This is a genomic window from Phascolarctobacterium succinatutens CAG:287, assembly GCF_000434895.1.
Taxonomy (GTDB): domain Bacteria; phylum Bacillota; class Negativicutes; order Acidaminococcales; family Acidaminococcaceae; genus Phascolarctobacterium_A; species Phascolarctobacterium_A succinatutens_A.
In genome coordinates this window covers 33,892-56,190 of the sequence record NZ_FR892788.1, presented here as the reverse complement: position 1 = coordinate 56,190, position 22,299 = coordinate 33,892, and the positions used below count along the sequence as shown (strand labels likewise).

At 47.4% G+C, this 22,299-nt stretch carries 25 protein-coding genes and 1 pseudogene (1 of these 26 only partly in view); 17 read left to right on the top strand and 9 right to left on the bottom strand.

Annotated features, from left to right (window positions below; all coding sequences use genetic code 11):
• The 6 genes and pseudogenes from fabD to rnc all read left to right on the top strand — a co-directional run.
• Positions 1-793, top strand: a pseudogene (gene fabD, locus BN587_RS05045) (ACP S-malonyltransferase); it begins 181 nt to the left of the window's first position.
• A 108-nt stretch (positions 794-901) separates the two neighbouring features.
• Positions 902-1,645, top strand: coding sequence for a 3-oxoacyl-[acyl-carrier-protein] reductase (gene fabG, locus BN587_RS05040; RefSeq protein WP_021720058.1), 744 nt, complete (start codon positions 902-904; stop codon positions 1,643-1,645).
• A 56-nt stretch (positions 1,646-1,701) separates the two neighbouring features.
• Positions 1,702-1,932 carry an acyl carrier protein gene (locus BN587_RS05035; RefSeq protein ID WP_021720057.1) on the top strand — a complete coding sequence of 77 codons (231 nt, stop codon included), beginning with the start codon at positions 1,702-1,704 and terminating at the stop codon, positions 1,930-1,932.
• A gap of 86 nt (positions 1,933-2,018) precedes the next feature.
• Positions 2,019-2,969 (top strand): NAD(P)H-dependent flavin oxidoreductase, encoded by a 951-nt coding sequence (locus BN587_RS05030; RefSeq protein WP_021720056.1) that lies wholly within the window; start codon positions 2,019-2,021, stop codon positions 2,967-2,969.
• Positions 2,970-2,986: 17 nt separating this feature from the next.
• Positions 2,987-4,246, top strand: a complete 1,260-nt coding sequence (gene fabF / locus BN587_RS05025) for a beta-ketoacyl-ACP synthase II (RefSeq protein WP_021720055.1) — start codon at positions 2,987-2,989, stop codon at positions 4,244-4,246.
• A gap of 18 nt (positions 4,247-4,264) precedes the next feature.
• Complete coding sequence (rnc, locus tag BN587_RS05020; RefSeq protein WP_021720054.1) at positions 4,265-4,984, top strand: ribonuclease III; 720 nt, start codon at positions 4,265-4,267, stop codon at positions 4,982-4,984.
• A 130-nt stretch (positions 4,985-5,114) separates the two neighbouring features.
• On the opposite strand, the gene trpS is transcribed toward rnc, so the two are convergent.
• The 4 genes from trpS to BN587_RS05000 form a co-directional block, all read right to left on the bottom strand.
• Positions 5,115-6,197: a tryptophan--tRNA ligase gene (trpS, locus tag BN587_RS05015; protein WP_021720053.1), complete on the bottom strand. Its 1,083-nt coding sequence runs from the start codon at positions 6,195-6,197 to the stop codon at positions 5,115-5,117.
• A 75-nt stretch (positions 6,198-6,272) separates the two neighbouring features.
• Positions 6,273-7,643, bottom strand: coding sequence for a sodium-dependent transporter (locus tag BN587_RS05010; protein WP_021720052.1), 1,371 nt, complete (start codon positions 7,641-7,643; stop codon positions 6,273-6,275).
• Positions 7,644-7,763: 120 nt separating this feature from the next.
• Positions 7,764-8,198, bottom strand: coding sequence for a DUF3887 domain-containing protein (locus tag BN587_RS05005; RefSeq protein ID WP_021720051.1), 435 nt, complete (start codon positions 8,196-8,198; stop codon positions 7,764-7,766).
• Between the two features lie 273 nt (positions 8,199-8,471).
• Positions 8,472-8,834, bottom strand: a complete 363-nt coding sequence (locus BN587_RS05000; protein ID WP_021720050.1) for a helix-turn-helix transcriptional regulator — start codon at positions 8,832-8,834, stop codon at positions 8,472-8,474.
• A 368-nt stretch (positions 8,835-9,202) separates the two neighbouring features.
• On the opposite strand from BN587_RS05000, the gene BN587_RS04995 reads away from it, so the two are divergent.
• Positions 9,203-9,505 (top strand): hypothetical protein, encoded by a 303-nt coding sequence (locus BN587_RS04995; protein WP_021720049.1) that lies wholly within the window; start codon positions 9,203-9,205, stop codon positions 9,503-9,505.
• 89 nt (positions 9,506-9,594) lie between these two features.
• On the opposite strand, the gene BN587_RS04990 is transcribed toward BN587_RS04995, so the two are convergent.
• The gene (locus BN587_RS04990; RefSeq protein WP_021720048.1) at positions 9,595-10,308 is read right to left on the bottom strand and encodes an SIMPL domain-containing protein; all 714 of its coding nucleotides are present in this window, start codon (positions 10,306-10,308) and stop codon (positions 9,595-9,597) included.
• Between the two features lie 233 nt (positions 10,309-10,541).
• On the opposite strand from BN587_RS04990, the gene BN587_RS04985 reads away from it, so the two are divergent.
• From BN587_RS04985 to rbr, 7 genes are all read left to right on the top strand, one after another.
• Positions 10,542-10,733, top strand: a complete 192-nt coding sequence (locus BN587_RS04985) for a hypothetical protein (protein WP_021720046.1) — start codon at positions 10,542-10,544, stop codon at positions 10,731-10,733.
• 14 nt (positions 10,734-10,747) lie between these two features.
• On the top strand, positions 10,748-12,049 hold the full coding sequence (locus tag BN587_RS04980; RefSeq protein WP_021720045.1) for an amidohydrolase: 1,302 nt from the start codon (positions 10,748-10,750) through the stop codon (positions 12,047-12,049).
• Positions 12,050-12,137: 88 nt separating this feature from the next.
• Positions 12,138-12,755, top strand: a complete 618-nt coding sequence (locus BN587_RS04975) for a DUF3221 domain-containing protein (protein WP_021720044.1) — start codon at positions 12,138-12,140, stop codon at positions 12,753-12,755.
• 68 nt (positions 12,756-12,823) lie between these two features.
• Positions 12,824-13,468, top strand: coding sequence for a fructose-6-phosphate aldolase (gene fsa, locus BN587_RS04970; RefSeq protein ID WP_021720043.1), 645 nt, complete (start codon positions 12,824-12,826; stop codon positions 13,466-13,468).
• A gap of 92 nt (positions 13,469-13,560) precedes the next feature.
• Positions 13,561-14,628 carry a copper amine oxidase gene (locus BN587_RS04965; RefSeq protein WP_303684852.1) on the top strand — a complete coding sequence of 356 codons (1,068 nt, stop codon included), beginning with the start codon at positions 13,561-13,563 and terminating at the stop codon, positions 14,626-14,628.
• 280 nt (positions 14,629-14,908) lie between these two features.
• Entirely contained in the window at positions 14,909-15,343 is a 435-nt protein-coding gene (locus BN587_RS04960) for a Fur family transcriptional regulator (RefSeq protein WP_021720041.1), read from the top strand.
• A 66-nt stretch (positions 15,344-15,409) separates the two neighbouring features.
• The gene (gene rbr / locus BN587_RS04955; RefSeq protein ID WP_021720040.1) at positions 15,410-15,949 is read left to right on the top strand and encodes a rubrerythrin; all 540 of its coding nucleotides are present in this window, start codon (positions 15,410-15,412) and stop codon (positions 15,947-15,949) included.
• 170 nt (positions 15,950-16,119) lie between these two features.
• Here the strand turns inward: rbr and BN587_RS04950 are convergent, their stop codons facing one another.
• The gene (locus BN587_RS04950; RefSeq protein ID WP_021720039.1) at positions 16,120-16,320 is read right to left on the bottom strand and encodes a hypothetical protein; all 201 of its coding nucleotides are present in this window, start codon (positions 16,318-16,320) and stop codon (positions 16,120-16,122) included.
• Between the two features lie 163 nt (positions 16,321-16,483).
• On the opposite strand from BN587_RS04950, the gene BN587_RS04945 reads away from it, so the two are divergent.
• Entirely contained in the window at positions 16,484-16,741 is a 258-nt protein-coding gene (locus BN587_RS04945; protein ID WP_021720038.1) for a TM1266 family iron-only hydrogenase system putative regulator, read from the top strand.
• A gap of 60 nt (positions 16,742-16,801) precedes the next feature.
• Positions 16,802-18,217, top strand: a complete 1,416-nt coding sequence (gene hydG / locus BN587_RS04940) for a [FeFe] hydrogenase H-cluster radical SAM maturase HydG (protein ID WP_021720037.1) — start codon at positions 16,802-16,804, stop codon at positions 18,215-18,217.
• Between the two features lie 95 nt (positions 18,218-18,312).
• Here hydG and uraA read toward each other — a convergent pair whose 3' ends face one another.
• Positions 18,313-19,560: a uracil permease gene (gene uraA, locus BN587_RS04935; protein WP_021720036.1), complete on the bottom strand. Its 1,248-nt coding sequence runs from the start codon at positions 19,558-19,560 to the stop codon at positions 18,313-18,315.
• A 218-nt stretch (positions 19,561-19,778) separates the two neighbouring features.
• Between uraA and BN587_RS04930 the strand changes: the two genes are divergently transcribed.
• Positions 19,779-21,008 (top strand): M20 family metallo-hydrolase, encoded by a 1,230-nt coding sequence (locus BN587_RS04930; RefSeq protein WP_021720035.1) that lies wholly within the window; start codon positions 19,779-19,781, stop codon positions 21,006-21,008.
• A 120-nt stretch (positions 21,009-21,128) separates the two neighbouring features.
• On the opposite strand, the gene BN587_RS12195 is transcribed toward BN587_RS04930, so the two are convergent.
• Together BN587_RS12195 and BN587_RS04925 are read right to left on the bottom strand one after the other, a co-directional pair.
• Entirely contained in the window at positions 21,129-21,209 is an 81-nt protein-coding gene (locus tag BN587_RS12195) for a putative holin-like toxin (protein WP_363316971.1), read from the bottom strand.
• A gap of 90 nt (positions 21,210-21,299) precedes the next feature.
• A complete protein-coding gene (locus BN587_RS04925) occupies positions 21,300-22,196 on the bottom strand; it encodes a radical SAM protein (protein WP_021720034.1) in 897 nt (298 codons plus the stop codon).
• Positions 22,197-22,299 lie beyond the last annotated feature (103 nt).

Here is a 22,299-nt window from a genome sequence, read left to right as displayed (position 1 = left end):
GGGCCCTCCTAAAGACCTAAATTGCACCGCTAATCCCCAGCCCGCTATCCTGACTGCCAGCACTGCTTGTGCAGCAGTTCTGAAGGAGCATGGCGTAAGCTGCGATATCGCTGCTGGCCACAGCTTGGGCGAATACAGCGCACTGGTAAACACTGGCGCTCTGAAATTTGCTGACGCTGTACGCATCGTTAACAAACGCGGCCAGTTCATGCAAGAGGCTGTTCCCGTAGGCGAAGGCAGCATGGCTGCTATCCTCGGTTTGGACAGCGACAAAATCGTAGAAATCTGCCGCAGCGTAGAAGCTGAATCCGGCGAAGCAGTGCAAGCAGTAAACTTCAACTGCCCCGGTCAGGTTGTTATCGCAGGCGCAGTTAATCCTGTAAATAAAGCTATCGAAGCTCTGAAGGCTGCCGGTGCAAAACGCGCTGTGCTGCTGCCCGTAAGTGCTCCTTTCCACAGCACTTTGATGCAGCCCGCTGCAGCCCGCCTGGCTGAGGTTCTGGCTCCGATTGAAATCAAAGATATCACCGTTCCTGTTGTTGCTAACGTAACCGCTCAGGAAGTTACCAGTAGCGAGGAAATCAAAAAGCTGCTCGTTAAACAAGCTGCTATGCCTGTTCTCTGGGAAACCAGCGTACGCAACATGGTTGCAGGCGGCGTAGACATTTTCGTTGAGGTTGGCCCGGGCAAGGTTCTGACCGGCTTTACCAAGAAGATTGCTAAAGGCATGATGGCTCTCAACGTTGAAGACGCTGCCAGCCTGGAAAAAACCTTAGCTGAGCTGAATAAATAATTCACCAGGCTAAACTGTCAGCTTCGCAATTCCCCTAAACGTACATGCAGTATGTATTTGTGAAGACTAAATGACAGATGATGAATTGAAGGATAAGGAGAACTTACAATGAAGTTAGAAGGTAAAAAAGCTCTCGTAACCGGCGCTTCCCGCGGCATTGGCCGTGCAATCGCACTGGCTCTCGCTGCAGAAGGTGCTGACGTTGTTGTAAACTACGCAGGCAGTGAAGCTGCTGCTAAAGAGGTTGCTGCAGAAATCGAAGCTATGGGCCGCAAGGCTTTCGTAGTACAGGCAGACATTTCCTCCAACGAAGCTGCTACTGCTATGGTAGACGAAGTTGTAAAAGAATTCGGCCGCATTGATATCCTCGTAAACAACGCAGGTATTACCCGCGATGGTCTGCTGATGCGTATGAAAGAAGAGGATTGGGACGCAGTTCTGACTACCAACCTGAAGGGTGTGTTCAACTGCACCAAGGCCGCTGTCAAATACATGATGAAACAAAAGGCTGGCAAAATTGTCAGCATCAGCTCTGTTGTTGGCCTTATGGGCAATGCTGGCCAGGCTAACTACGCTGCTGCTAAGGCTGGCGTAATCGGCTTTACTAAATCCGTTGCCAAGGAAGTTGCTGCTCGCGGCATTAACGTGAACGCTGTTGCTCCCGGCTTTATTAAAACGGATATGACAAGTGTACTTTCCGACAAAGTTGTTGAAGGTATGCTGACTTCTATACCCTTACACAAATTGGGTGAAACTACTGATATTGCCAAGGCTGTTGTCTTCCTTGTGAGCGATGACGCCAATTATATTACCGGACAGACTTTACATGTTGACGGTGGTATGGTAATGTAATAGGGGGCCCATTTGGGAGACCTGCAACTTTACCTATTGGAAGGAGGTGAATCGTAATGAGCACTTTCGAAAAAGTAAGAGACATCACTGTTGAACAACTGAGCGTTGACGCTGACGAAGTAAAGATGGAATCCGCTTTCATCGATGATCTCGGTGCTGACTCCCTCGATATCGTTGAGCTGATCATGGCTTTCGAAGAGGAATTCGGTGTTGAAATCCCTGATGAAAAAGCTGAAAAAATCCGCACTGTAGCTGACGCTGTTAAACTGCTGGATGAAGAAAAATAATGCTTTACCTGCTTATGTTTAGGGAACCCCCTGTGGGTTCCCGGACACAAGCTACTCTACTCTAGTCCTGAAATGGGGGATATTTGTTGAAACTACCAGTGCTAAAAATCGGTAAGCTTGTTGCTGAAGTACCGATTGTACAAGGAGGCATGGCTATCAGGCTGTCTACAGCCCGTTTGGCAGCTGCTGTAGCTAAAGAAGGCGGTATAGGACTTATCGCAGCGTCCGGCATGAGCTTTGACGAACTGCGTACAGAAATACGTCTGGCAAGAAAACTTACAGGCGGCAAAGGCATTATCGGTATTAATGCAATGTTTGCAGCAAGAGAGTTTTTAGGTCTGATTACTACCGCTGCACAAGAGAAAATAGATTTAATTGTAGCCGGCGCCGGTTTTTCAAGAGATATTTTTGCCGTCGGACGTAAATATGGTGTCGAAGTAGTACCAATTGTTTCTTCTGTAAAACTGGCTAAGATTTCTGAGAAGCTGGGAGCTTCTGCTATCGTTGTCGAAGGCACCGAAGCAGGCGGTCACCTGGGAACTCAGCAATCTATCAAAGAGATACTTCCGGAGATTGTTAAATCCGTTAATATACCTGTTATTGCTGCCGGCGGCGCTGTCTGCGGCAGTGATGTTGCCGAGCTTTTGAAGCTGGGCGCAAGCGGTGTGCAGATGGGCAGCAGATTTGCTGCCAGTGAGGAATCCAACGGCGCACCTGCTTTAAAAGAATTCTATCTTAAAATGACTAAAGAAGATGTTGTGCAGATTGACAGCCCTGTAGGCTATAAGGGACGTGCTATCCGCAATCCCTTTGCACAGTTATCTTTAGATAATAAAGCCCCTAAACCTACTACCTGCGATTTGTGCTTAAAGCATTGCACCCACAGCTTCTGTATTATCAGAGCGTTGACACGTGCGCAGCAGGGTGACGTAGAAACCGGCTTGGTATTCACTGGTGCCAATATGTGGAAAATCAAGGAAATACTGCCTGTAAAAGAAATCTTTAGGCGCATAAAGGATGAAATTTCAAAAATTTGATTACGAGGTGAACTATTTTGAGTAAAAGAAGAGTTGTAGTAACTGGCGTTGGCCCTGTAACTCCTATCGGTATCGGCAAGGATACCTTCTGGAATAACCTGGTTGCCGGTAAATCCGGTATCGGCCCTATCACTCAGTTTGACACTACTGATTACACAGTAAAGATTGCCGGTGAGGTTAAGGATTTTGATTACACTGCTTTCATTGATAAAAAAGAAGGCAAGCGTATGGACCGTGTAACCCACTTTGCAGTTGCTGCTGCTAAGCTGGCAATCGAAGACGCTAAGCTGGATATGAGCAAGGAAAATCCCCTGCGCTGCGGCGTTTGCGTTGGCAGCGGCATCGGCGGCATCCACACCTTCCTGGAGCAATCCCTGAAGCTTGGTTCCAAGGGCCCGTCCAAAATCAGCCCGTTCTTCATTCCGATGGAAATCCCGAACATGTCTGCTGGCCAGATTGCTATTGCAACCGGCCTGAAAGGTCCTAACACTGCTATCGTAACTGCTTGTGCTACCGGCACCAACTGCATCGGCGACGCTCTGCGCACCATTCAATACGGTGATGCTGACGTAATGCTGGCAGGCGGCACCGAAGCAGCAGTTTCTCCGATTGCTATCGCAGGCTTTGCTAACATGAAGGCTCTGTCTACCAACAACGAAAACCCTGAAGCAGCTTCCTGCCCGTTCGATAAAAAGCGTGATGGCTTTGTAATGGGCGAAGGCGCTGGCGTTCTGGTTCTCGAAGAGCTGGAGCATGCTAAGGCTCGTGGCGCACACATCTACGCTGAGCTGGCTGGCTTTGCTATGAACTGCGACGCATACCATATCACCGCTCCGGATCCGACCGGCGAAACTCCGGCTGCCTGCATCGCTGCAGCAGTTGCTGACGCTGGCGTAAAACCGGAAGAGGTTGACTACATCAACGCTCATGGTACTTCCACCCATCGTAATGACCTGGGTGAAACCATTGCCTTCAAGAAGGTATTTGGCGAGCATGCTTACGAACTGTGCATCAGCTCCAACAAATCCATGATTGGCCATCTGCTGGGCGCTGCTGGCGGCGTAGAAGCTATTGCTACCGTTATGACTATCGAAAACGATATCATTCCGCCGACCATCAACTACAAGGATAAGGATCTGGACGATCCGGAAGGTCCGCTGGATCTGGATTATGTACCGAACGAAGCTCGTAAGAAAGTTGTTAATGTTGCCCTGAGCGATAACCTGGGCTTTGGCGGTCATAACGCTTCTATCGTATTCAAAAAATACGTTGATTAATAAGCAGGATTGATTAAAATGCAGGAAAAACGTACACAGCAGCTGCAGAGCTTCTGCCAGGGGCTGGGTATCCATATGCATGATTTAGAGCTTCTTGATATGGCTCTGACACATACATCTTATGCCCATGAAGCTAAGCAGTATCCTAAACCGCATCACAATGAGCGGATTGAGTTTTTGGGTGATTCCGTGCTCAGCGTTATCGTGAGCACCTACATGTATAAGAACTTTCCTGATTTGGCTGAAGGCCAGCTTACTAAGTTGCGTGCTTATCTAGTTTGCGAAGGCTCCCTGTATGAATATGCCAAAAAGATTCATCTGGGAGACTATCTGCAGCTGGGTAAGGGCGAGGAGCTGAGCGGAGGGCGTGAGCGTCCTTCCATCCTGGCTGATGCTTTTGAATCTGTTTTGGGTGCTATCTATCTGGACCAGGGCTTTGCAGTCGTACAGGCCTACCTGCTGGGTATGATGCAGCCAGAAATAGATTTCATCTGTCGCCATGGTATCTTTAATGATTACAAGACACGCTTGCAGGAGTATTTGCAGCGTGACGGCGATGTAGATATTCATTATGTTCTTTTAGGCAGCACCGGTCCGGAGCACAATAAGGTATTTACCTCTCAGGTAATGTTGGGTAATACTGTTATCGGCGAGGGCAGCGGTCGCACTAAAAAAGATTCGGAGCAGCATGCTGCTAAGCAGGCGCTGGCACAGCTGCATGTAAGGAATCAGGAATAACATCACAATATCGGCCTACGGTAGCAATACCGTAGGTCTTTTATTTTCCTCGAAGGCAGTATGCTTTAAGCTTTGCAGCGCACAAAAATCCCCTCTTCCTGTTCGGAAAGAGGGGATTGCAGTTTATTGCTTAGTGTTGTTTTTCGTAGGGCTGGTTCATCAGAGCTTCGTCATCAAAGTAGTTGATGCGCATTGCCTTGCGTACGTCATGCAGTGTTGCAGCAGCGGCTGCTTCAGCTTCTTTGCTGCCTGCACGCAGGATTTCGTAAACCTCAGGGATGCGTTGTTCCCAATAGTGACGGCGCTCACGGATGGGCTCCAGAACGTCCTGCAGCACGTTGTTGAGGAACTTCTTAACCTTTACGTCACCCAGGCCACCGCGTTTGTAGTGAGCCTTCAGCTCGTCCAGGTTAGCGTAGTCCGGCAGGAATTTAGCAAAGTGCTCTTCGGTGCTGAAAGCATCCAGATAGGTGAAAACAGTGTTGCCTTCAATCTTACCGGGATCCTCTACGCGTACATGGTCAGGATCGGTGTACATGGACATAACCTTCTTTTTGATATCCTCCGGTTCATCGGAAAGATAAATGCAGTTGCCCAGGGATTTGCTCATCTTGGCTTTGCCGTCAATGCCGGGCAGACGCAGGCAGGCATCGTTTTGCGGCAGCATGATGTCCGGGTCAACCAGTGTTTCGCCGTAAACGGAATTGAACTTGTGCACGATTTCCTTGCATTGCTCCAGCATCGGCAGCTGGTCTTCGCCTACAGGCACTACGGTCGCACGGAAGGCAGTAATGTCGGCAGCCTGGCTGATAGGATAGCAGAAGAAGCCGGTAGGAATGCTTGCTTCAAAGTTACGCATTTTGATTTCATTCTTAACGGTCGGGTTACGTTGCAGACGGGATACAGTGACCAGGTTCATATAGTAGAAGGTCAGCTCGGTCAGCTGCGGTACCATGGATTGAATGAAAAGGGTAGATTTAGCAGGATCAAGGCCGCAGGCCAGATAATCCAGCGCTACCTCGATGATGTTCTTACGCACCTTTTCCGGATGCTCAGCGTTGTCTGTAAGCGCCTGGGCATCAGCAATCATGATATATACCTTATCGTATGCACCAGAATTTTGCAGCTGTACACGCTGGCGCAGAGAGCCTACATAGTGGCCTACATGCAGACGTCCGGTAGGACGGTCGCCGGTCAGGATAATTTTACTCATATTAGTCTTACCTCTTTTTGTTCTTATATTTATATAATAATTATAAGTGCACTGACGTAAACTGTCAACGCATGCTTACTTTACGAACATAGCATAGTATCCGTTGAAGAAGATATACAGCACTACCAGCGGCAGAATGTAGGTAGCATAGAAGCGAATCCACTTGGGGAAGGGAATGCCCTTACCGGTATCTGCCTCTGCAATAAAGTTATCCCAGCCCCAACCGTAACGGCTGGTGCAGAAGCTGAGGTAAATCAGGCTGCCTAAGGGCAACAGGTTGTTGCTGACAAGGAAGTCTTCGAAGTCAAGAATGCAGGTGCCTTGGCCAAAGGGCTGAATGTGGCCCCACAGGTTGAAGCCCAGCACGCAGGGCAGGGAAAGCAGGATAATCGCAATAATGTTAAAGCGAATAGTTTTTTTGCGCTCCCAGCCGGTTAAATCGCAGATGCAGGAGGTAATGTTTTCGAATACTGCGATGACCGTAGACATTGCAGCGAAAAGCATGAAGAGGAAGAACAGAGTACCCCAGATACGACCGCCGCTCATAGCGTTGAAGACGTTGGGGAGGGTGATGAACAGCAGGTTCGGGCCGCTGTCGGGATTGATACCGAAGCTGAAGCAGGCCGGGAAGATAATCAGGCCGGAAACAATTGCTACAAAGGTATCCAGTGCCATAATCCACATTGCTTCACCCGTCAGGCGCTGCTCCTTGCCGATGTAGCTGCCGAAGATAGCCAGCGCGCCGATGCCAAGGCTCAGCGTAAAGAAGGCCTGTCCCATAGCGGCGAAAACTACTTCGCGGATACCATGCTCCAGAACTCTGTTGAAGTCTGGATAGAGATAATATTTGAGACCTGCGGCGCTGTTGGGCAGGGAAATGGAATTTACTGCCAAAATCAGCATGAGCACCAGCAGGCAGGCCATCATGTTTTTGGTGATGCGCTCAACGCCGGCCTTGACGCCCAGATAGCAAACGCCAAAGCAGGAGAGAACAATGATAATCATATTACCGGCCATTGTTACGGGGTCGCTCAGCAGGCTGCCGAAAACGTTGCCTACGCCCTTGGCATCCAGGCCGACGAAGCCGCCTACAGCCATTTTGTAGAAGTAATACAGCATCCAGCCGGAAACCGTGGTGTAGAACATCATCAGGAGAACATTGCCGGCAATGGCACCATATTTATACAGATGCCATTTTGTACCGGCAGGCTCCAGTACGTCGAAGGATTTTGCTGCACTGCGCACACTCGCACGGCCGACCGCAAATTCTGCTACCATAATGGGCAGGCCCAAAAGCAGCAAAAAGCAAAGATAAATTAAAACGAAGGATGCACCTCCGTATAAGCCCGTAATAAACGGGAAACGCCAGACATTGCCTAAGCCGATTGCACAGCCGGCAGATATTAAAATAAATCCAAGGCGTGAGGAAAAGCTTTCTCTTTCCATAAATAAATACCTACTCCCTAAAAAAATTTTGGATAATCTAATTATAAGCTAAAGGAGAATTATAAGCAATAAAAAAACTGCATCCCGCTGCCTGGGCAGCAGGATGCAGTGCAAAAAATCTTATTTCTTTTCAGCAGGAGCCTGTTCCGGTGCTTTGTACGGAGAGAAGCTGAAGTTTTGCAGCTTAGCATCTTTGCCGAAGACAAAGGACATAACTACGATTTTTTCTTTGGAGAAGCCTGCGATATATGTTACCTTATCAGCATGGTCATAGCGCTCAAAGCTGAAGAATTTGGTTTCTTTTAAGGAACCGAATTGTTGTTTAACCTGTTTTTGGATAGCAGCAAAGTTTTTCTGGTCCATGGTTTTGCCCAGTTCAGCGCTCAGGGAAGGAGCAAGAGCTGCATATTCAGTAGCAGCGTCTCCAGCCAGAGAGGTCATCATTTTTTCAGCAGCCTTTTGTTCCTTGTTCAGGTCGCCGCCGTCAGCAGCAAAGGCCAGACTGCTGCAAGCAAAGGCGAGCAGCATGGTTAATACTAATACTAATTTTTTCATCTTAATTACCTCCAGTAATACATAGCTAAAAAGCTTATTCTATATATAATCATAACTGTTTTTTCTTAATTAGTAAAGTCTTTTAAAAGCATTTTAAGAAAAATTCGATTTTAAATTTTGACAAGCATTATTATCCTTACATAAGAATACTGGTGTCACGCAGATGACACCAGTATTCGATAACAGCTATTTTATTGTTGCTTCACTATAATAAAAGCGCTGCGCCTAAAGGGACGCAGCGGCTTTAAAGAAGGAGCTGAAAAACAGCTCGATTTATTTTTCATTTTGGACTTCCGGTTTCTGCAGGCATTGAAACATCATTTCTGCCAGCGAGCGCTTCAAAAGCTGGTTGAATTCATCAGCCGTGTGGGCGCTTAACGGCTTGGCCTCTAACGCATAAGTTTTTTTATCTTCACCAAAAATCAGCGCATCAAGACTGCAACGCAGATGCTGGGCGATACGGATAGCAATAGCCAGGCTCACGCCGGTTTTACCGTTTTCCAGATTACTCATGTGTGTTTGCGAAATATTAATTGCCTTTGCCAGACTTTGTTGAGATACCTGCGATTTGGTACGCATCTGTTTGATATTGTTGCCGATAAGCTTATAGTCGGGGTTTACAGTTAAGCTTGCCATAAATTGCACCTCCAGATGTTATTCAACAATAGAACATTTTATAGTTCTCTACATGAACGGAAGCAGTTGTTTCGTTCTTTAAGTATATTATGACATGTTTATGCGAAAATGTCCCTACCCTAAATGGCAATTTCGGGTAGGGTAGGGGCAGAATTTTATAAAAAAAACGCTAATTTTATTTACAAAATGTATTTTATGCTTGATGTTTTCTTGTTAACTTATAGTAAAAAATGGTGTACTACGCATTTGCTATAGGAATAGCAGTAAGGTGAAGCTTTAATTTAAGTTGTATGCCGCAACAGCTAAAGTTGCAAATGACAGCGCAACGTGTTATATTAAGGCTAGATTATATGAAAACGAGGTGTATTATGCTTACTGCTGCTGATTTTGATAAGTTGGGATTTTGGGAGGATTCTACTCCGGAAGAAAATATTACGGTTTATGGTATGGATTTTGGCACGGATTATATTATGCTGACGGATGATTTTGGCAAAACACCGCTGGACGCCAAAAAGTTTATCGTTGTTGCTGCCTATGATGAGGCTGACTGCTTTTTGTGGGGCGTAGAGCTGAAAAACTTTGCTGCGCTCAAGGAGCTGTGTGCTCAATATGCACCCGGAAGTGCAGAACTTTTTCAGGCACTGAAGGAATATAAGCTGCTGAAAAAATAAAATTGCTAATGCTGAAGGCTTGCCTTCTGACGCAAAAACTGCTGCCCTGCGTCTGTAACGCGCGGCAGCAGTTTTTAGCGTGCAGCAATTTATTCCATAGCAAAAACAGTATCAACGCTGGCTTTTATCGTAATTTCCTGCGCAGCGATGCTTGTTTCGGGGGCAGCAGCTCTGTCGGCAGCAGCCATCAGCTTCATGTTGCCATAGGAGCGCTCCATGCCGCCGCTGTAGGTGCTGATGTTGGCGCTCAGCAGCTTGCCTAGTGTGCGGCCGCCGGCATTGGCGACAACGGCAGCCTGCTGGCGTGCGTTTTCAACAGCCTGAGCCAGCAGTTTGTTGCGGTAAAGCTCTCTGTTGCTTACGCTGAAGGAAATATTATTGATTGTATCAACGCCGGCAGCACTGATTTTATCAATTACAGGACCAAGCTTGCCGATATCCTTGAGCTTGATGCGCACACTGTTGCTGGCGGTATAACCGGTGATTTTACCTTTGATATCGGTATCGGGGTAAAGTGTATAGCTTGTTGTTGTGATATCATTACCCAAAATATTGCAGCCAAGCAGATTATGCTTAACGCTATCCATTTTGGCGGCAGATGCACTTGTTGCTTCGGCAGCGGTACGTCCCTTGCCGTTGACATCAAAGCTGATAACGGCAGTATCCGGTGCTACCTCGATAGTTGCGTTGGCGCTGACGCTGATGCTTGGTGTATCAGGCTGCGCAGCCATAGCATTGGCACTGCCGATAAGCAGCAGGCAGACGGTAAGCAGAGCACAAAGCATTTGTTTTATCTTAGTCATAATATAACCTCCTGACTGTTATTAAATCAGCTTAATTATAGCACATAAATACAAGTTAAACCTGAAAGACACAGAAAAAACACGAACAGACAGGAGCAGGACAGTGATAAATAAAATGAAGCAGTTGCTTAACTTACTTACTTTTAATACTTACTGCCGTCAAAGCATTTTCTTAATGGTACAAATGTGCTATAATAAAAAACGCAAGAAGAAGCAGGAGGTGCGCTTTATTTATGAAGAAAAAAGAGCGTGACAGGCTGCAGGTAGAATATATCTGTCCTGATTGCGGCAAACATTTGGCTTGGGCGCTGCCTACCGCTGTAATACAATGTCCGTGCGGACAGTGGGTGGATAATAACAATCGTTTAAAAGATAAGAGTGAGGTTTATCTGCCTTTAGACAGTGAGCAGACTGTACTTTTTTAATGGGGGTAAGAAACATGGCAACAATTTGGCAACAGGCTGAAGAATTAAAAGATGAAATGGTCGAACGCCGCAGAGATTTGCACAGACATCCGGAAACAGGCTGGACGGAATTCCGTACGGCAAGCATGATTATCGGTGAGCTGAAAAAGCTTGGCTATGATGTTAAATTTGGCGCTGACGTTATTGACGAAAAATCTATGATGGGTGTGCCGAGCGAGGCAGAGCTGGCTGATTATATGCAAAGAGCAATCAACGAAGGTGCGGATCCGGAGCTGGTAAAGAAGATGGCAGGCGGCAAGACCGGTATCGTGGCAACTCTTAAAACAGATAAACCGGGTAAAACAGTTGCCTTCCGCTTTGATATGGACTGCAACGATGTAGAAGAGGAGCGCTGCGACGAGCATCGACCGGCAAAGGAAGGCTTTGCTTCCGAACATAAAAAGGCTATGCACGCCTGCGGTCATGACGGTCACGTAACCATCGGCCTGTCGGCAGCAAAGCTGCTTGCTGCTAATAAAGCACGTTTGGCAGGCACCGTTAAATTGATTTTCCAACCTGCGGAGGAAGGCGTACGCGGGGCCTTCGCTATGATGAACGCTGGTGTAGTTGATGATGTGGATTATCTGTTCGGCGGTCACATCGGCTTTAAGGCTACTACTGACAACTGCCTGGTAACGATGACTGACGGCTTTTTGGCAACTACGAAGCTCGATGCAGAATTTACTGGTGTATCTGCCCATGCAGGCGCAGCACCGGAGCAGGGCAAAAACGCTTTGCTGGCAGCAGCACAGGCTGCAATTTCCCTGAATACTATTCCCCGTCACAGCAAGGGCTCCAGCCGTATTAATGTAGGTGTGCTCAACGCCGGCACCGGCCGCAACGTAGTGCCTGATATCGCTGCTATTAAGCTGGAAACACGCGGTGCTACTACCGAAATTGATGAATACATGGTTACGGAAGCTAAACGCATTCTTAATGCCTGCGCCGCTATGTATGATGTTAAGGTAAAAATCACTATGGCCGGTGCTGCACCTGCCTGCTTTGCAGACAAGGAGCTGGGCCACGAGGTAGCAGAGCTTATTGAAGAAAAATGTCATTATGACGAGGTTGTGGAATATGTAGATATGGGCGGCAGCGAGGATTGCGGTTACTTCATGGAGCGCGTGCAGCAGCATGGCGGCCGTGCCCTGTACATGATGTATGGTACCAAGATTGCGGCAGGTCATCACAACAGTCACTTCGATTTCAATGAGGATTGCCTGTGGAAGGCTGCTGCTACTATTACGGAAATCGCTGTACATTTCAGCAACAAGTAAATAATTAATCAAAACTGCCATGATTTTGCCATAATCTTATGCTATACTTATAAACATAAACAAAAGCAATATCTTGGAGGTATATATTATGAAATCACTTAAAAAAATCGCTTTAGTATTTTCCTGTATGGCGCTGTTGGGTGCCGGCAGTGCTTTCGCCGCTGATGCGGCTCAATCCTCTCCCCTGGACGAGGTGCAGGCAAATCCTGAGGTAATGCGCGCACCGGGAACCTATGTTACCCGCGGTGAAATCGTTGCTGTAGAGGATGGTATGTACGTTATTAAAGGTGAGGGCAGCAGAAACATGGTCGCTACTATTGTTGACCGTGGTACCTACATTGTGGAGGGTGATAGCGGTAAGCTGCGTCTGCCCTATGCTTTAAAGGAAGGCCAGAAGGTTACTGCCTATTATTCCGCAACTATGACTCGCAGCATGCCGCCGCAAAGCCATGCTCTGGCGATTGTTATCGAAGACAGCGAAGAGCCTGCAAGCTTTTTTGAGGTAGCACAGGCAAGCCTTGCTAAGGATGGAAGTTATGTAACCGTACTTAATACCAATAATGACGTTATTGCGACGATTGATGCAAATGCGTGCGCAGACTTCGCTAAGATTAAAAAAGGTGATAAGCTGCTGGTTTGGAGCAGCATGATGACCATGAGCTTGCCGGCGCAGACTCACGCTGAGAAGGTAGTAGTACTTCCGTAAGGACGCGCGATAAAGCACCATATAAATAAAAAAATATGATTTTGATTTGTAAAGAGGGTTAGTTAAAAATGAAGATTTTTATGGATACTGCTAATGTAGAGGAGATTGCTAAATTTGTCGATTGGGGCGTTGTGTATGGTGTTACAACCAACCCGAGCCTGATTGCCAAAAGCGGCCGTACACAGGCTGAGGTTATCCCGGAAATTGCCAAACTGGTTGCCGGTCCCGTCAGTGCTGAGGTTATCAGCACCGAATGTGACGGTATGGTGGAGGAAGCACGCAAGCTGGTAAAGATTGCGGATAACATCGTTATCAAAATCCCCTGCATTCCGGAAGGCATGAAGGCAGTAAAAATTCTGAGCGCAGAAGGCATTAAAACTAATGTAACGCTGGTATTCAGCATGGCTCAGGCTTTGCTGGCCGCACGCGCAGGTGCCAGCTATGTCAGCCCGTTTATCGGCCGTTTGGATGATATCGGTGAAGACGGCGTACAGCTGGTAGAAAATATTGTCAAAGCCTTTAAGCTGTATGGCATTACTACCGAGGTAATTGCTGCCAGCATCCGTAATTTGGAGCACGTAGAAAAGGTTATGCTGACCGGTTGTCAGATTGCAACTATTCCTACTAAGGTGCTGGAGCAGATGATTATTCATCCGCTGACAGATAAAGGTCTGGCGCAGTTTATGGCTGATTATCAAAACAGCCTGAAGTAAAAATTTTAGAATATTGTTACTGAGTCCGCAGCCTTAATTATAGGGAATGATTTTGGCTGCGGAAAGTTTTTTTGTGTGTTGGAGGGAGTGATTTGATGAATTTAAAAAAGGCCTTGCAGGCTTTTCTTGTTACTATATCCTGTGGCATGCTGAACGTGGCAGGCGCACAGCAGCGACCGGTGTTTATTCCTGAGGATTATGTTACAGAGCAGGCGCAGGCGGATTTTGTCGCCAACGGTCCGAAGCTGCTTTTTAGCGACAGTCCGGAAACTGTTTATCGTAACGGTATACTTTATCGTGATAAGGTTGAGGGGGATGTACGTTTATTCCTGCATCATGTCAATGGTGTTGCCGCTAAGAAAAAGCTGGCGGTAATGCTGAAGAATACGGATAATCTGCGCCCGGTGCATTACAAGGTAACACGCAGCGGCGCAGCCGGCTTTGCTTATGATTATATGCGTGACGGCAAAAACTCTCAAAAGGAATATTTTGATGACAGCAACCAAAAGCCGCAGGAGGGCAAGCTGGGCTTTGGCGGTAGCCGCGAGCTGCTCAGCGGACACGGAATTATTCTGCCGACGGATAAGCTGTACACGGCAACTGTTGACCTGCACTTTGACAAGCCTGTTGAGGTGAGTGTGCTGATGTGTGAAACGAAGAGTGATTTGGAGCTGTTTAACGAGGCTGCCGCAATTCAGCCGATGGACGAGCATCCGCTACGCGGTACATTTGAGGCTGCAGATTGGAACTATACGCTGAAAAAGCCTGTCAATGCGCCGGAAAAGCCGCTGATGCTGGAGCTGGCAACCTCGCAGGAGGGCTATGCTAAGGGCGTTGACGTAACCACCGGACTGCCTGCGGAAAACTATGGCAACTACGGTGTTATCTACAAGGTAAACTTTACTGTAGCCGGCAAAAAGCCGATAAGCTTTATTTTAAACCCCATCGGCGGTCCTTTTGCGGGCTACGGCGTACTGGAAAACAAAACTAAGGGAGAACGTCAGCTGGTGGCATTGCCGGAGCAGACAGTATGCTTAGGCTCAAAGATAGAGGAGGCAATTGAGCTTGCTCAGCTGAAGGCCGGCGACTACAGCTTTATCTGGTCACCTCCCGGTGCATCTAATCTGCCGGTGCAGCTGATTTGGGAGAAAACTGAATAAATAATGAGATAGGTTAACTAATGCTGTCGGACACAGTTTCGACAGTATTTTTTTATATCTTGAATCAAGCGTTAATGAGAAGCATTTTCTATTCTTTGTTATATTTTTCCTATTGAGTAATTTTAGAATTAAGAATGAATTAATTATCTGCTAGACAACAGCAAAAAAAGTATAAATTTATTTGTGATTATTTTGTAGATTGGTGCTAAAAATACTTGACAATTTTGACGGAGGGTGTATAATTCTAAATGAGAATTATTTTTGATAAAGGATGATGAAAATGGCTAAAAGAAACACTATTCAAAGACAACTTGTTATCGCGGCTGTACGTTTTTTAGCAGATCACCCTACTGCTGAAGAAGTATATGATCGCATTACTATGGAGTATCCTGATATCAGCAAAGGTACCGTTTACCGCAACCTTAATTCTCTGGTTGAAAGCGGTTTGCTGAGCAAGGTTTCCGTTCCGAGCGGTGCCGATCGTTTTGATCATATCCTCGCAAGACATTACCACATCAAATGCACTGAATGCGGTAAGTTCATGAACGTAGAAAACTTTGATTATATTCCGGATATGGATGAAAAGGTAGCTGCTGTAACCGGCTACAAAATGAATCACCATGATATTGTTTTCAGCGGTATCTGCCCCGAATGCCAAAAGGAAATGGCAGAGCACCCTGTAAGCGAAGAAGTTTTGGGTGATGACCAAAACTGATATTAAGGCTATATAAGCTTTAGCTTAGGAAGGCTGTTACGTCGTTTTCAAGAGGAGGAATTGAAAATGGATTTAAAAGGCAGCAAGACTGAAAAAAATCTGCAGACCGCTTTTGCCGGCGAATCTCAGGCTCACACTAAGTACCAATATTATGCAAGTGCAGCCAAAAAAGAAGGCTACAACCAGATTGGCGCTATTTTTACCGAAACTGCCGGTAATGAAAAAGAGCATGCCAAATTATGGTTCAAGGCACTGCATGGCGGCGCTGTTCCCAAGACTATTGAAAATCTGAAGGATGCAGCTGCAGGCGAAAACTATGAGTGGACCGAAATGTATGCCGAATTTGCCAAGGTTGCCAAAGAGGAAGGCTTTGATAAAATTGCATTCCTGTTTGAAGAAGTAGGCAAGATTGAAAAAGAGCATGAGGAAAGATATCGTGCGCTTTTGGCAAACATCGAGAATGACCGTGTTTTCCAGCGTGAAGAGAAAAAGGTTTGGATCTGCACTAACTGCGGTAAGATTGTTATCGCTGAAAAGGCTCCGGAAAAATGTCCGGTATGCGACCATCCTCAGGGCTATTTCGAGCTGAAGGTAACCAACTATTAATTTGCTGAAGCAGAATTAATTATAGAAGCTTTAATGGGGATTTCTGCGACAGAACGCAAAACAAAATAGCAGTATAAGAGGCAAACAGCAAGGCGTAAGTCTGCTGTCTGCCTCTTTTTTGCGTAAAGCAAAAAAGCTGCCGCATTTGCGGCAGCCGGGCTGCGCTCTTTTCAGTAGAAAAGCAGCTGAGTTTTGTAGACGGCGCTGACGCCGGCGTTCAGGGCGAAAAGACAGCCAAGCGAAAGCGCTATGAGCAGAGCGGCTTCCTTGCTGTTTAACGGCTGCTGCTGGTGCATGGCGCGGCGGATTGCCTTGCCGCATAAAACGACCAGCATGCCCAAAAGAAATAAAGAGAAAAATATATTCAGCATTATAATGGCTCCTTTTGTTATAAGCTGTTTACAAGCAGATAAATATTTATAGGTTTAGTATACCACATTTTTCGTGAAATATGGTATACTATTATAGATATATTCAGCAAAATATAGCAGATTTAGATTCTGCCTAAGTTCCGAAAAGAGAAGGGTGATAAGTATGGAAACAAGAGTAGCTGTTATCTCTCTTATTGTAACGCAGCCTGAGGCTGTAGAAGAGCTTAACGCAATTTTACACACCTACAGCAGTTATATTATCGGCCGCATGGGCCTGCCATATCGCCAGAAGGATGTTAATATTATCTGCGTTGCCGTTGATGCGCCGCAGGATATTATCAGCGCTATGAGCGGTAAGCTGGGACTGCTTGCCGGTGTGAATGCCAAAACTGCTTATTCCAACGTAGCTGCCAAGGAATAGACTGCTGAATATCAACTATCTGACGGGAAAGATACTACTGACCTGTAAGGAGGAGACAAAATGTATAATGCAAAATCAATGAAGGCCGAAGAATTTATCTGTCATGAGGAAATCCTCGACACACTTGCTTATGCTGAGGCCAACAAAAACAACAAGGAGCTGCTGGAGCAGATTATCGCCAAAGCCAAGCTGCGCAAGGGCTTGAGCCATCGTGAGGCTAGCGTGCTGCTCGCCTGTGAGGATGAAAAGCTGGTGCAGGAGATGTTTGCTCTGGCTGAGCAGATTAAAAAGGACTTTTACGGCAACCGTATAGTGCTGTTTGCTCCGCTGTATTTATCCAATTATTGTATCAATCACTGTGTATACTGTCCTTACCATGCAACCAACAAGCATATCGGACGCAAAAAGCTGACGCAGGACGAAGTACGTGCCGAGGTTATCGCACTGCAGGATATGGGCCATAAGCGCTTGGCGCTGGAGGCCGGCGAGGATCCGGTAAACAATCCGATTGAGTACATTCTGGACTGCATCAAGACTATCTATTCTATTAAGCATAAAAACGGCGCTATCCGCCGCGTAAACGTAAACATTGCGGCTACTACTGTAGAAAATTACCGCAAACTGAAGGAAGCAGGCATTGGTACTTATATCCTCTTCCAGGAAACATACCATAAGGAAAGCTATGAGAACCTGCACCCGCGTGGACCGAAGCACAATTACGCTTACCATACGGAGGCGATGGACAGAGCCATGGAGGGCGGCATTGATGATGTAGGCTTGGGTGTACTGTTCGGTTTGGAGCGTTACCGCTACGAACTGGCCGGCCTTTTGATGCATGCCGAGCATCTGGAGGCAGTACACGGCGTAGGTCCGCATACCATCAGCGTACCGCGTATCAAACGCGCCGATGATATCGACCCGGGCGTTTTTGACAACGGTATTGATGATGCAACCTTCTGCAAGATTATTGCGATTATCCGCATTGCTGTTCCTTATACAGGCATGATTATTTCTACGCGCGAAAATCAGGCTGTGCGTGAAAAGGCACTGCATCTTGGTATTTCTCAGATCAGTGGCGGCTCGCGTACTTCCGTAGGCGGTTACACCGAGGATGTACGCCCGACCGATACCGAGCAGTTTGACGTTTCTGACCAACGTTCTTTGGATGAAGTAATCGAATGGCTGATGGAATTAGGCTTTCTGCCTTCGTTCTGTACTGCCTGCTACCGTGCCGGACGCACCGGCGACAGATTTATGGAGCTGTGCAAGTCTAAGCAGATTCAAAACTGCTGCCATCCTAATGCGCTGCTGACGCTGAAGGAATATCTGGAGGATTATGCTTCCCCGGCAACGAAGGCTTTGGGCGAAAAACTGGTGCAGGCCGAGTTGCCGAACATTCCGCAGGAAAAGGTGCGTGAGGTTTGCGTAGAGCGTCTGCAAAAAATTGCTCAGGGTGAAAGAGATTTCCGTTTCTAAAATAAAAAAAGACAAGCCTGCGGGTGCAGGCTCCGGTCGTAAACAGTAAAATAACCGCTGCAGAGCTTCTGCAGCGGTTTTGTGCTTTAGTAGCCTTATTCGTTCATCAGGTGCAGGTATTCAAAGAGCTTGAAGGCAAGGCTCATAATAATAGCAACAACAGTTGCCAGCACCATGCCCTGTACGGAAAATGCACCGAAGGAGAGCTTCGCACCGGAAAGGCCGATAATCATAATAACAGAGGTCATTACGAGGTTGGAGGATTTGCTGTAATCTACCTGACGTTCAACCAGTACGCGGATGCCGCTGGCAGCGATTACGCCGAACAGCAGGATGCAGATGCCGCCCATAACAGGAACGGGGATACTGTGAATCAGCTCGCTGAGCTTACCGCAGAAGGAAAGGATGATTGCCATGACAGCAGCGCCGCCGATAACCCAGGTGCTGTAAACCTTGGTGATTGCCATAACGCCGATGTTTTCACCGTAGGTAGTGTTCGGAGTTGCGCCGGCAAAGCCGCTGATAACATTAGAAAGGCCGTCAGCAAACAGGGAACGAGAGAGGCCTGGATCCTTAATCAGGTCGCGGTCTACAATGTTGCCCGTTACTACGAGATGGCCGATATGCTCAGCCAGTACAACGAGTGCTGCCGGAGCAATAATCATAATAGCGTTGATATCGAAAACCGGAGCGTAGAAATGCGGTACCTGGAACCATGGAGCGTCGATTACCGGCTGGAAGTTGACGATACCCATGATAGCTGCAAAAACATAACCGCATACAACGCCGAAGAGAATCGGGATGATGCTCATGAAGCCGCGGAAGGCAACAGAGCCGATAACGCCGACCGCCAATGTGAACATAGAAATAGCCACGTTGACCATGTCAATTTTATCGCCGGTCAAACCTGCCATGTTAGCTGCAACAGGTGCCAGCTCCAGGCCGATAACAGCGATGATTGCGCCCATTGCTGCCGGCGGGAAGATAACATCAATCCATTTGGTGCCTACGCAGTGAATAATCAGCGAGAAGAGCATGAACAGCAGACCGAAAACGATAAAGCCGGACTGTGCATGGTTATAGGCAGAGGTGGATATAATCAGCAGTACAGGAGAGATAAAGGCAAAGCTGGAGCCGAGATAGGAAGGAATTTTGCCCTTGGTGATGAAGATGTAGAGCAGGGTACCCAGGCCGTTCATGAACAGGCAGGTGGTAGGGTTGACCTTGAATAAAAAGGGAACCAACACGGTAGAGCCGAACATGGCGAACAGATGCTGGATACTTAACGGAATATTAAGTAGTAATGGCGGACGTTCTTCAACTTGAATAACTTTGCGTTCCAAAATAAATAACCTCTTTTCTTAAATTTTGCTATGATAATTTTACGTGGATTTTACATTAATTGCAAGGAGTTTTTAGCAAAAGTGTAAAAAACTTTCCATAATCTCGGATTTACAGATGAAGTGCTGCTCTTGTGTGATGCTTAAGAAGCAAGTATAATAAAGCTGTCATCTTTATTATATATTTTTTGTTGCTATTTCAGAATGAAGGGGGAATAAAAATGTTACAGGTAAATCATGAACGTGTAGCTAAACTTTTACAAGGCCTGGCTGCTTTTACGGACAGTGAAGAGGGCGTTACCCGTCTTGCCTACAGTCCGCTGGATAAAAAAGCTCAGAGCTGGCTGTTGGAGCAGGTGCAGGATTTGCATTTGCAAATACGCACCGATGCTGTGGGTAATGTTTTTTTGCGTCGTGAGGGCAAACAGTCGCAGCTGACGCCGGTGGCCACTGGCTCGCATTTGGACACTGTTATCCACGGTGGTGCCTATGACGGCATGTGCGGTGTCGTAGGTGCCCTGGAGGCGCTGTACATGCTGCAGGACGAGGAGCTTGAGCGCAGCATTGAGGTTATCATCTTCCGCGCGGAGGAATCGAGTCGCTTCGGCTTTGCAACCATGGGCAGCAAGCTGCTGACAGGCAGCGCAGTGCCGGAGCAGCTGAATAAGGGAGCCAAGAAGGGCGATATCAGCTTTATCGAGGCCTTGCGTGAATGGGGCTGCAATCCTGACGCTTATCGTGATGCCGTAATTGCTCCCGGCAGCTATAAGTGCTTTGCGGAGCTGCATATCGAGCAGGGCAAGGTGCTGGAGCAGACGCAGCATCAGCTTGGTATCGTGCATAATATTGCGGCACCGACACGCTTTAAGATTCATATTAAAGGCGTGGCAGACCACAGCGGTGCAACGCCGATGGGCATGCGCCGTGACGCGCTCGTCAGTGCTGCTAAGCTTATTTTGGCGGTGAACGAGGCTGCGGAAACAGAAAAAGCCAACGGTAGTGTCGGTACCGTTGGCGTGGTGGATGTAGAGCCCGGTTCGATTAACGTTGTGCCGGGAGCAGTTACGCTGTGGGTTGATGTGCGTGGCGTTGATGAAGCCAGCATTGAGCGCGTACTGCAAAGCATCCGCGAGCAGGCCGAAAACGTTGCTGTCTGCGACGGCGTCGGCGTGCAGCTGGAAATGCTGACAGCAGACAGCCCGGTGGCGCTGGATAAGGCCTTGGCCGCACAGAGCGAAGCGATATGTGCGGAAAAGGGCTTCAGCTTTTTGCATATGAATAGTGGCGCCGGTCATGATGCTATGCATATGACGAAAATCTGTCCCACGACAATGCTGTTTATTCCCTGTCGCGCAGGAATCAGCCATAATCCGGCAGAGTATGCTTCAACTGAGGATATCTGTCGCGGCATTGAGGTGCTGGCGGAGGTTTTGCGTCGGGAGGCAAATTGACAATAGCGCAAAAACTGCTATAATAATTATAGAGATAGCCGATTGTGGTAGGTCGGCTGTCCCTGCAAAGTTTGAGTTTGAAGGAAGCCGCCTCTACACTAGGCGGTTTTTTTCATACCTTTATTTAGAGCGATGTGATAAAATCAAAACTACGAGAGTTGCAAAGCCTATCATAAGCTGAAGTGCTTCGAAAACAGTCATAGCATCACCCCACTTTCCAGCAGGAAACCGATGTCGGCTATCTCTATGCGAAAGTTATATCATTTTATGAAATTTAAAGCAAATATATTTTTACACTCCTGTACCGTCAAAGCAGGGGATGAAATCTTTGCAGGCTGCATCACCCTCCTGCACAAAGCCGTCTTCGATAGTGCTTTGCAACAGATAGCTTTCCAGCTCCTTGTATTCCTCATCCGTAACCTTGCGGTTGATTTCGGGATATTTGTTGGCGCGGCCGCAGGGAACGTATTGGTGCATCAGGCTGAACATTACCTGCCCCGGCTTGAAGTTGGCAGCAACCCAATCGATAATTCTCTTGGTGTTGTCCGGCATTCCGGGCATAATCAGATGACGGATGATGACACCTTTCGTCATGATACCGTTATCGTCAATATGGTAGTCGCCTACCTGATTATACATTTCCTTAATAGCTTCGGTAGCAATGCGGAAGTAATAAGGAGCGTTGCTGTATTTGATAGCAGCCATATCGTCGCTGTATTTTAAATCCGGCAGATAAATCTGCACCTTGCCTTTAAGACGGCGCAGTGTATCCTGCGTTTCAAAGCCGCTGGTGTTATAGACAACAGGCACCGGCAGCGGCTCGTCCAGACTTTGCAGTACTGCCTCGGTAAAATGGGTGGGCGTAACGAGATTGATATTGTGCGCACCCTGGGCAATAAGCTCGTGATAGATTTCCTTTAGGCGTTCAATGGTAATTTCCTTGCCGAAGCCCTTGCAGCTTATGTCATAGTTCTGGCAGAAAACACAGTGCAGATTACAGCCGGAAAAGAAAACGGTACCGCTGCCTTTAGTGCCGCTGATGATGGGCTCTTCCCACATATGCAGGCCGGCGCGGGCGACAATCGGAGCGAGGCCGACGCCGCAACTGCCAAAGCAGCCGGTAGTATCAGACATATTTGCCGGGCGGTCTACACCGCAGCGATGCGGACATACATAACAGAGAGTCATATTATTTCCTCCTTTGAAAAGAGCTTGCCGTACCTTTTCGATATATGTATAGACAAGAATTCTTGGTTCTCCCTTGGGGGAACTGTCGAGCGATAGCGAGACT

Excerpts from the sequence above, each read along its gene's own strand:
- fabG (WP_021720058.1), top strand. The coding sequence starts at position 902 with ATGAAGTTAGAAGGTAAAAAAGCTCTCGTAACCGGCGCTTCCCGCGGC.
- BN587_RS05035 (WP_021720057.1), top strand. The coding sequence starts at position 1,702 with ATGAGCACTTTCGAAAAAGTAAGAGACATCACTGTTGAACAACTGAGC.
- rnc (WP_021720054.1), top strand. The coding sequence starts at position 4,265 with ATGCAGGAAAAACGTACACAGCAGCTGCAGAGCTTCTGCCAGGGGCTG.
- trpS (WP_021720053.1), bottom strand. The coding sequence starts at position 6,197 with ATGAGTAAAATTATCCTGACCGGCGACCGTCCTACCGGACGTCTGCAT.
- BN587_RS05010 (WP_021720052.1), bottom strand. The coding sequence starts at position 7,643 with ATGGAAAGAGAAAGCTTTTCCTCACGCCTTGGATTTATTTTAATATCT.
- BN587_RS05005 (WP_021720051.1), bottom strand. The coding sequence starts at position 8,198 with ATGAAAAAATTAGTATTAGTATTAACCATGCTGCTCGCCTTTGCTTGC.
- BN587_RS05000 (WP_021720050.1), bottom strand. The coding sequence starts at position 8,834 with ATGGCAAGCTTAACTGTAAACCCCGACTATAAGCTTATCGGCAACAAT.
- BN587_RS04995 (WP_021720049.1), top strand. The coding sequence starts at position 9,203 with ATGCTTACTGCTGCTGATTTTGATAAGTTGGGATTTTGGGAGGATTCT.
- BN587_RS04990 (WP_021720048.1), bottom strand. The coding sequence starts at position 10,308 with ATGACTAAGATAAAACAAATGCTTTGTGCTCTGCTTACCGTCTGCCTG.
- BN587_RS04985 (WP_021720046.1), top strand. The coding sequence starts at position 10,542 with ATGAAGAAAAAAGAGCGTGACAGGCTGCAGGTAGAATATATCTGTCCT.
- BN587_RS04980 (WP_021720045.1), top strand. The coding sequence starts at position 10,748 with ATGGCAACAATTTGGCAACAGGCTGAAGAATTAAAAGATGAAATGGTC.
- BN587_RS04975 (WP_021720044.1), top strand. The coding sequence starts at position 12,138 with ATGAAATCACTTAAAAAAATCGCTTTAGTATTTTCCTGTATGGCGCTG.
- fsa (WP_021720043.1), top strand. The coding sequence starts at position 12,824 with ATGAAGATTTTTATGGATACTGCTAATGTAGAGGAGATTGCTAAATTT.
- BN587_RS04960 (WP_021720041.1), top strand. The coding sequence starts at position 14,909 with ATGGCTAAAAGAAACACTATTCAAAGACAACTTGTTATCGCGGCTGTA.
- rbr (WP_021720040.1), top strand. The coding sequence starts at position 15,410 with ATGGATTTAAAAGGCAGCAAGACTGAAAAAAATCTGCAGACCGCTTTT.
- BN587_RS04950 (WP_021720039.1), bottom strand. The coding sequence starts at position 16,320 with ATGCTGAATATATTTTTCTCTTTATTTCTTTTGGGCATGCTGGTCGTT.
- BN587_RS04945 (WP_021720038.1), top strand. The coding sequence starts at position 16,484 with ATGGAAACAAGAGTAGCTGTTATCTCTCTTATTGTAACGCAGCCTGAG.
- hydG (WP_021720037.1), top strand. The coding sequence starts at position 16,802 with ATGTATAATGCAAAATCAATGAAGGCCGAAGAATTTATCTGTCATGAG.
- BN587_RS04930 (WP_021720035.1), top strand. The coding sequence starts at position 19,779 with ATGTTACAGGTAAATCATGAACGTGTAGCTAAACTTTTACAAGGCCTG.
- BN587_RS12195 (WP_363316971.1), bottom strand. The coding sequence starts at position 21,209 with ATGACTGTTTTCGAAGCACTTCAGCTTATGATAGGCTTTGCAACTCTC.
- BN587_RS04925 (WP_021720034.1), bottom strand. The coding sequence starts at position 22,196 with ATGACTCTCTGTTATGTATGTCCGCATCGCTGCGGTGTAGACCGCCCG.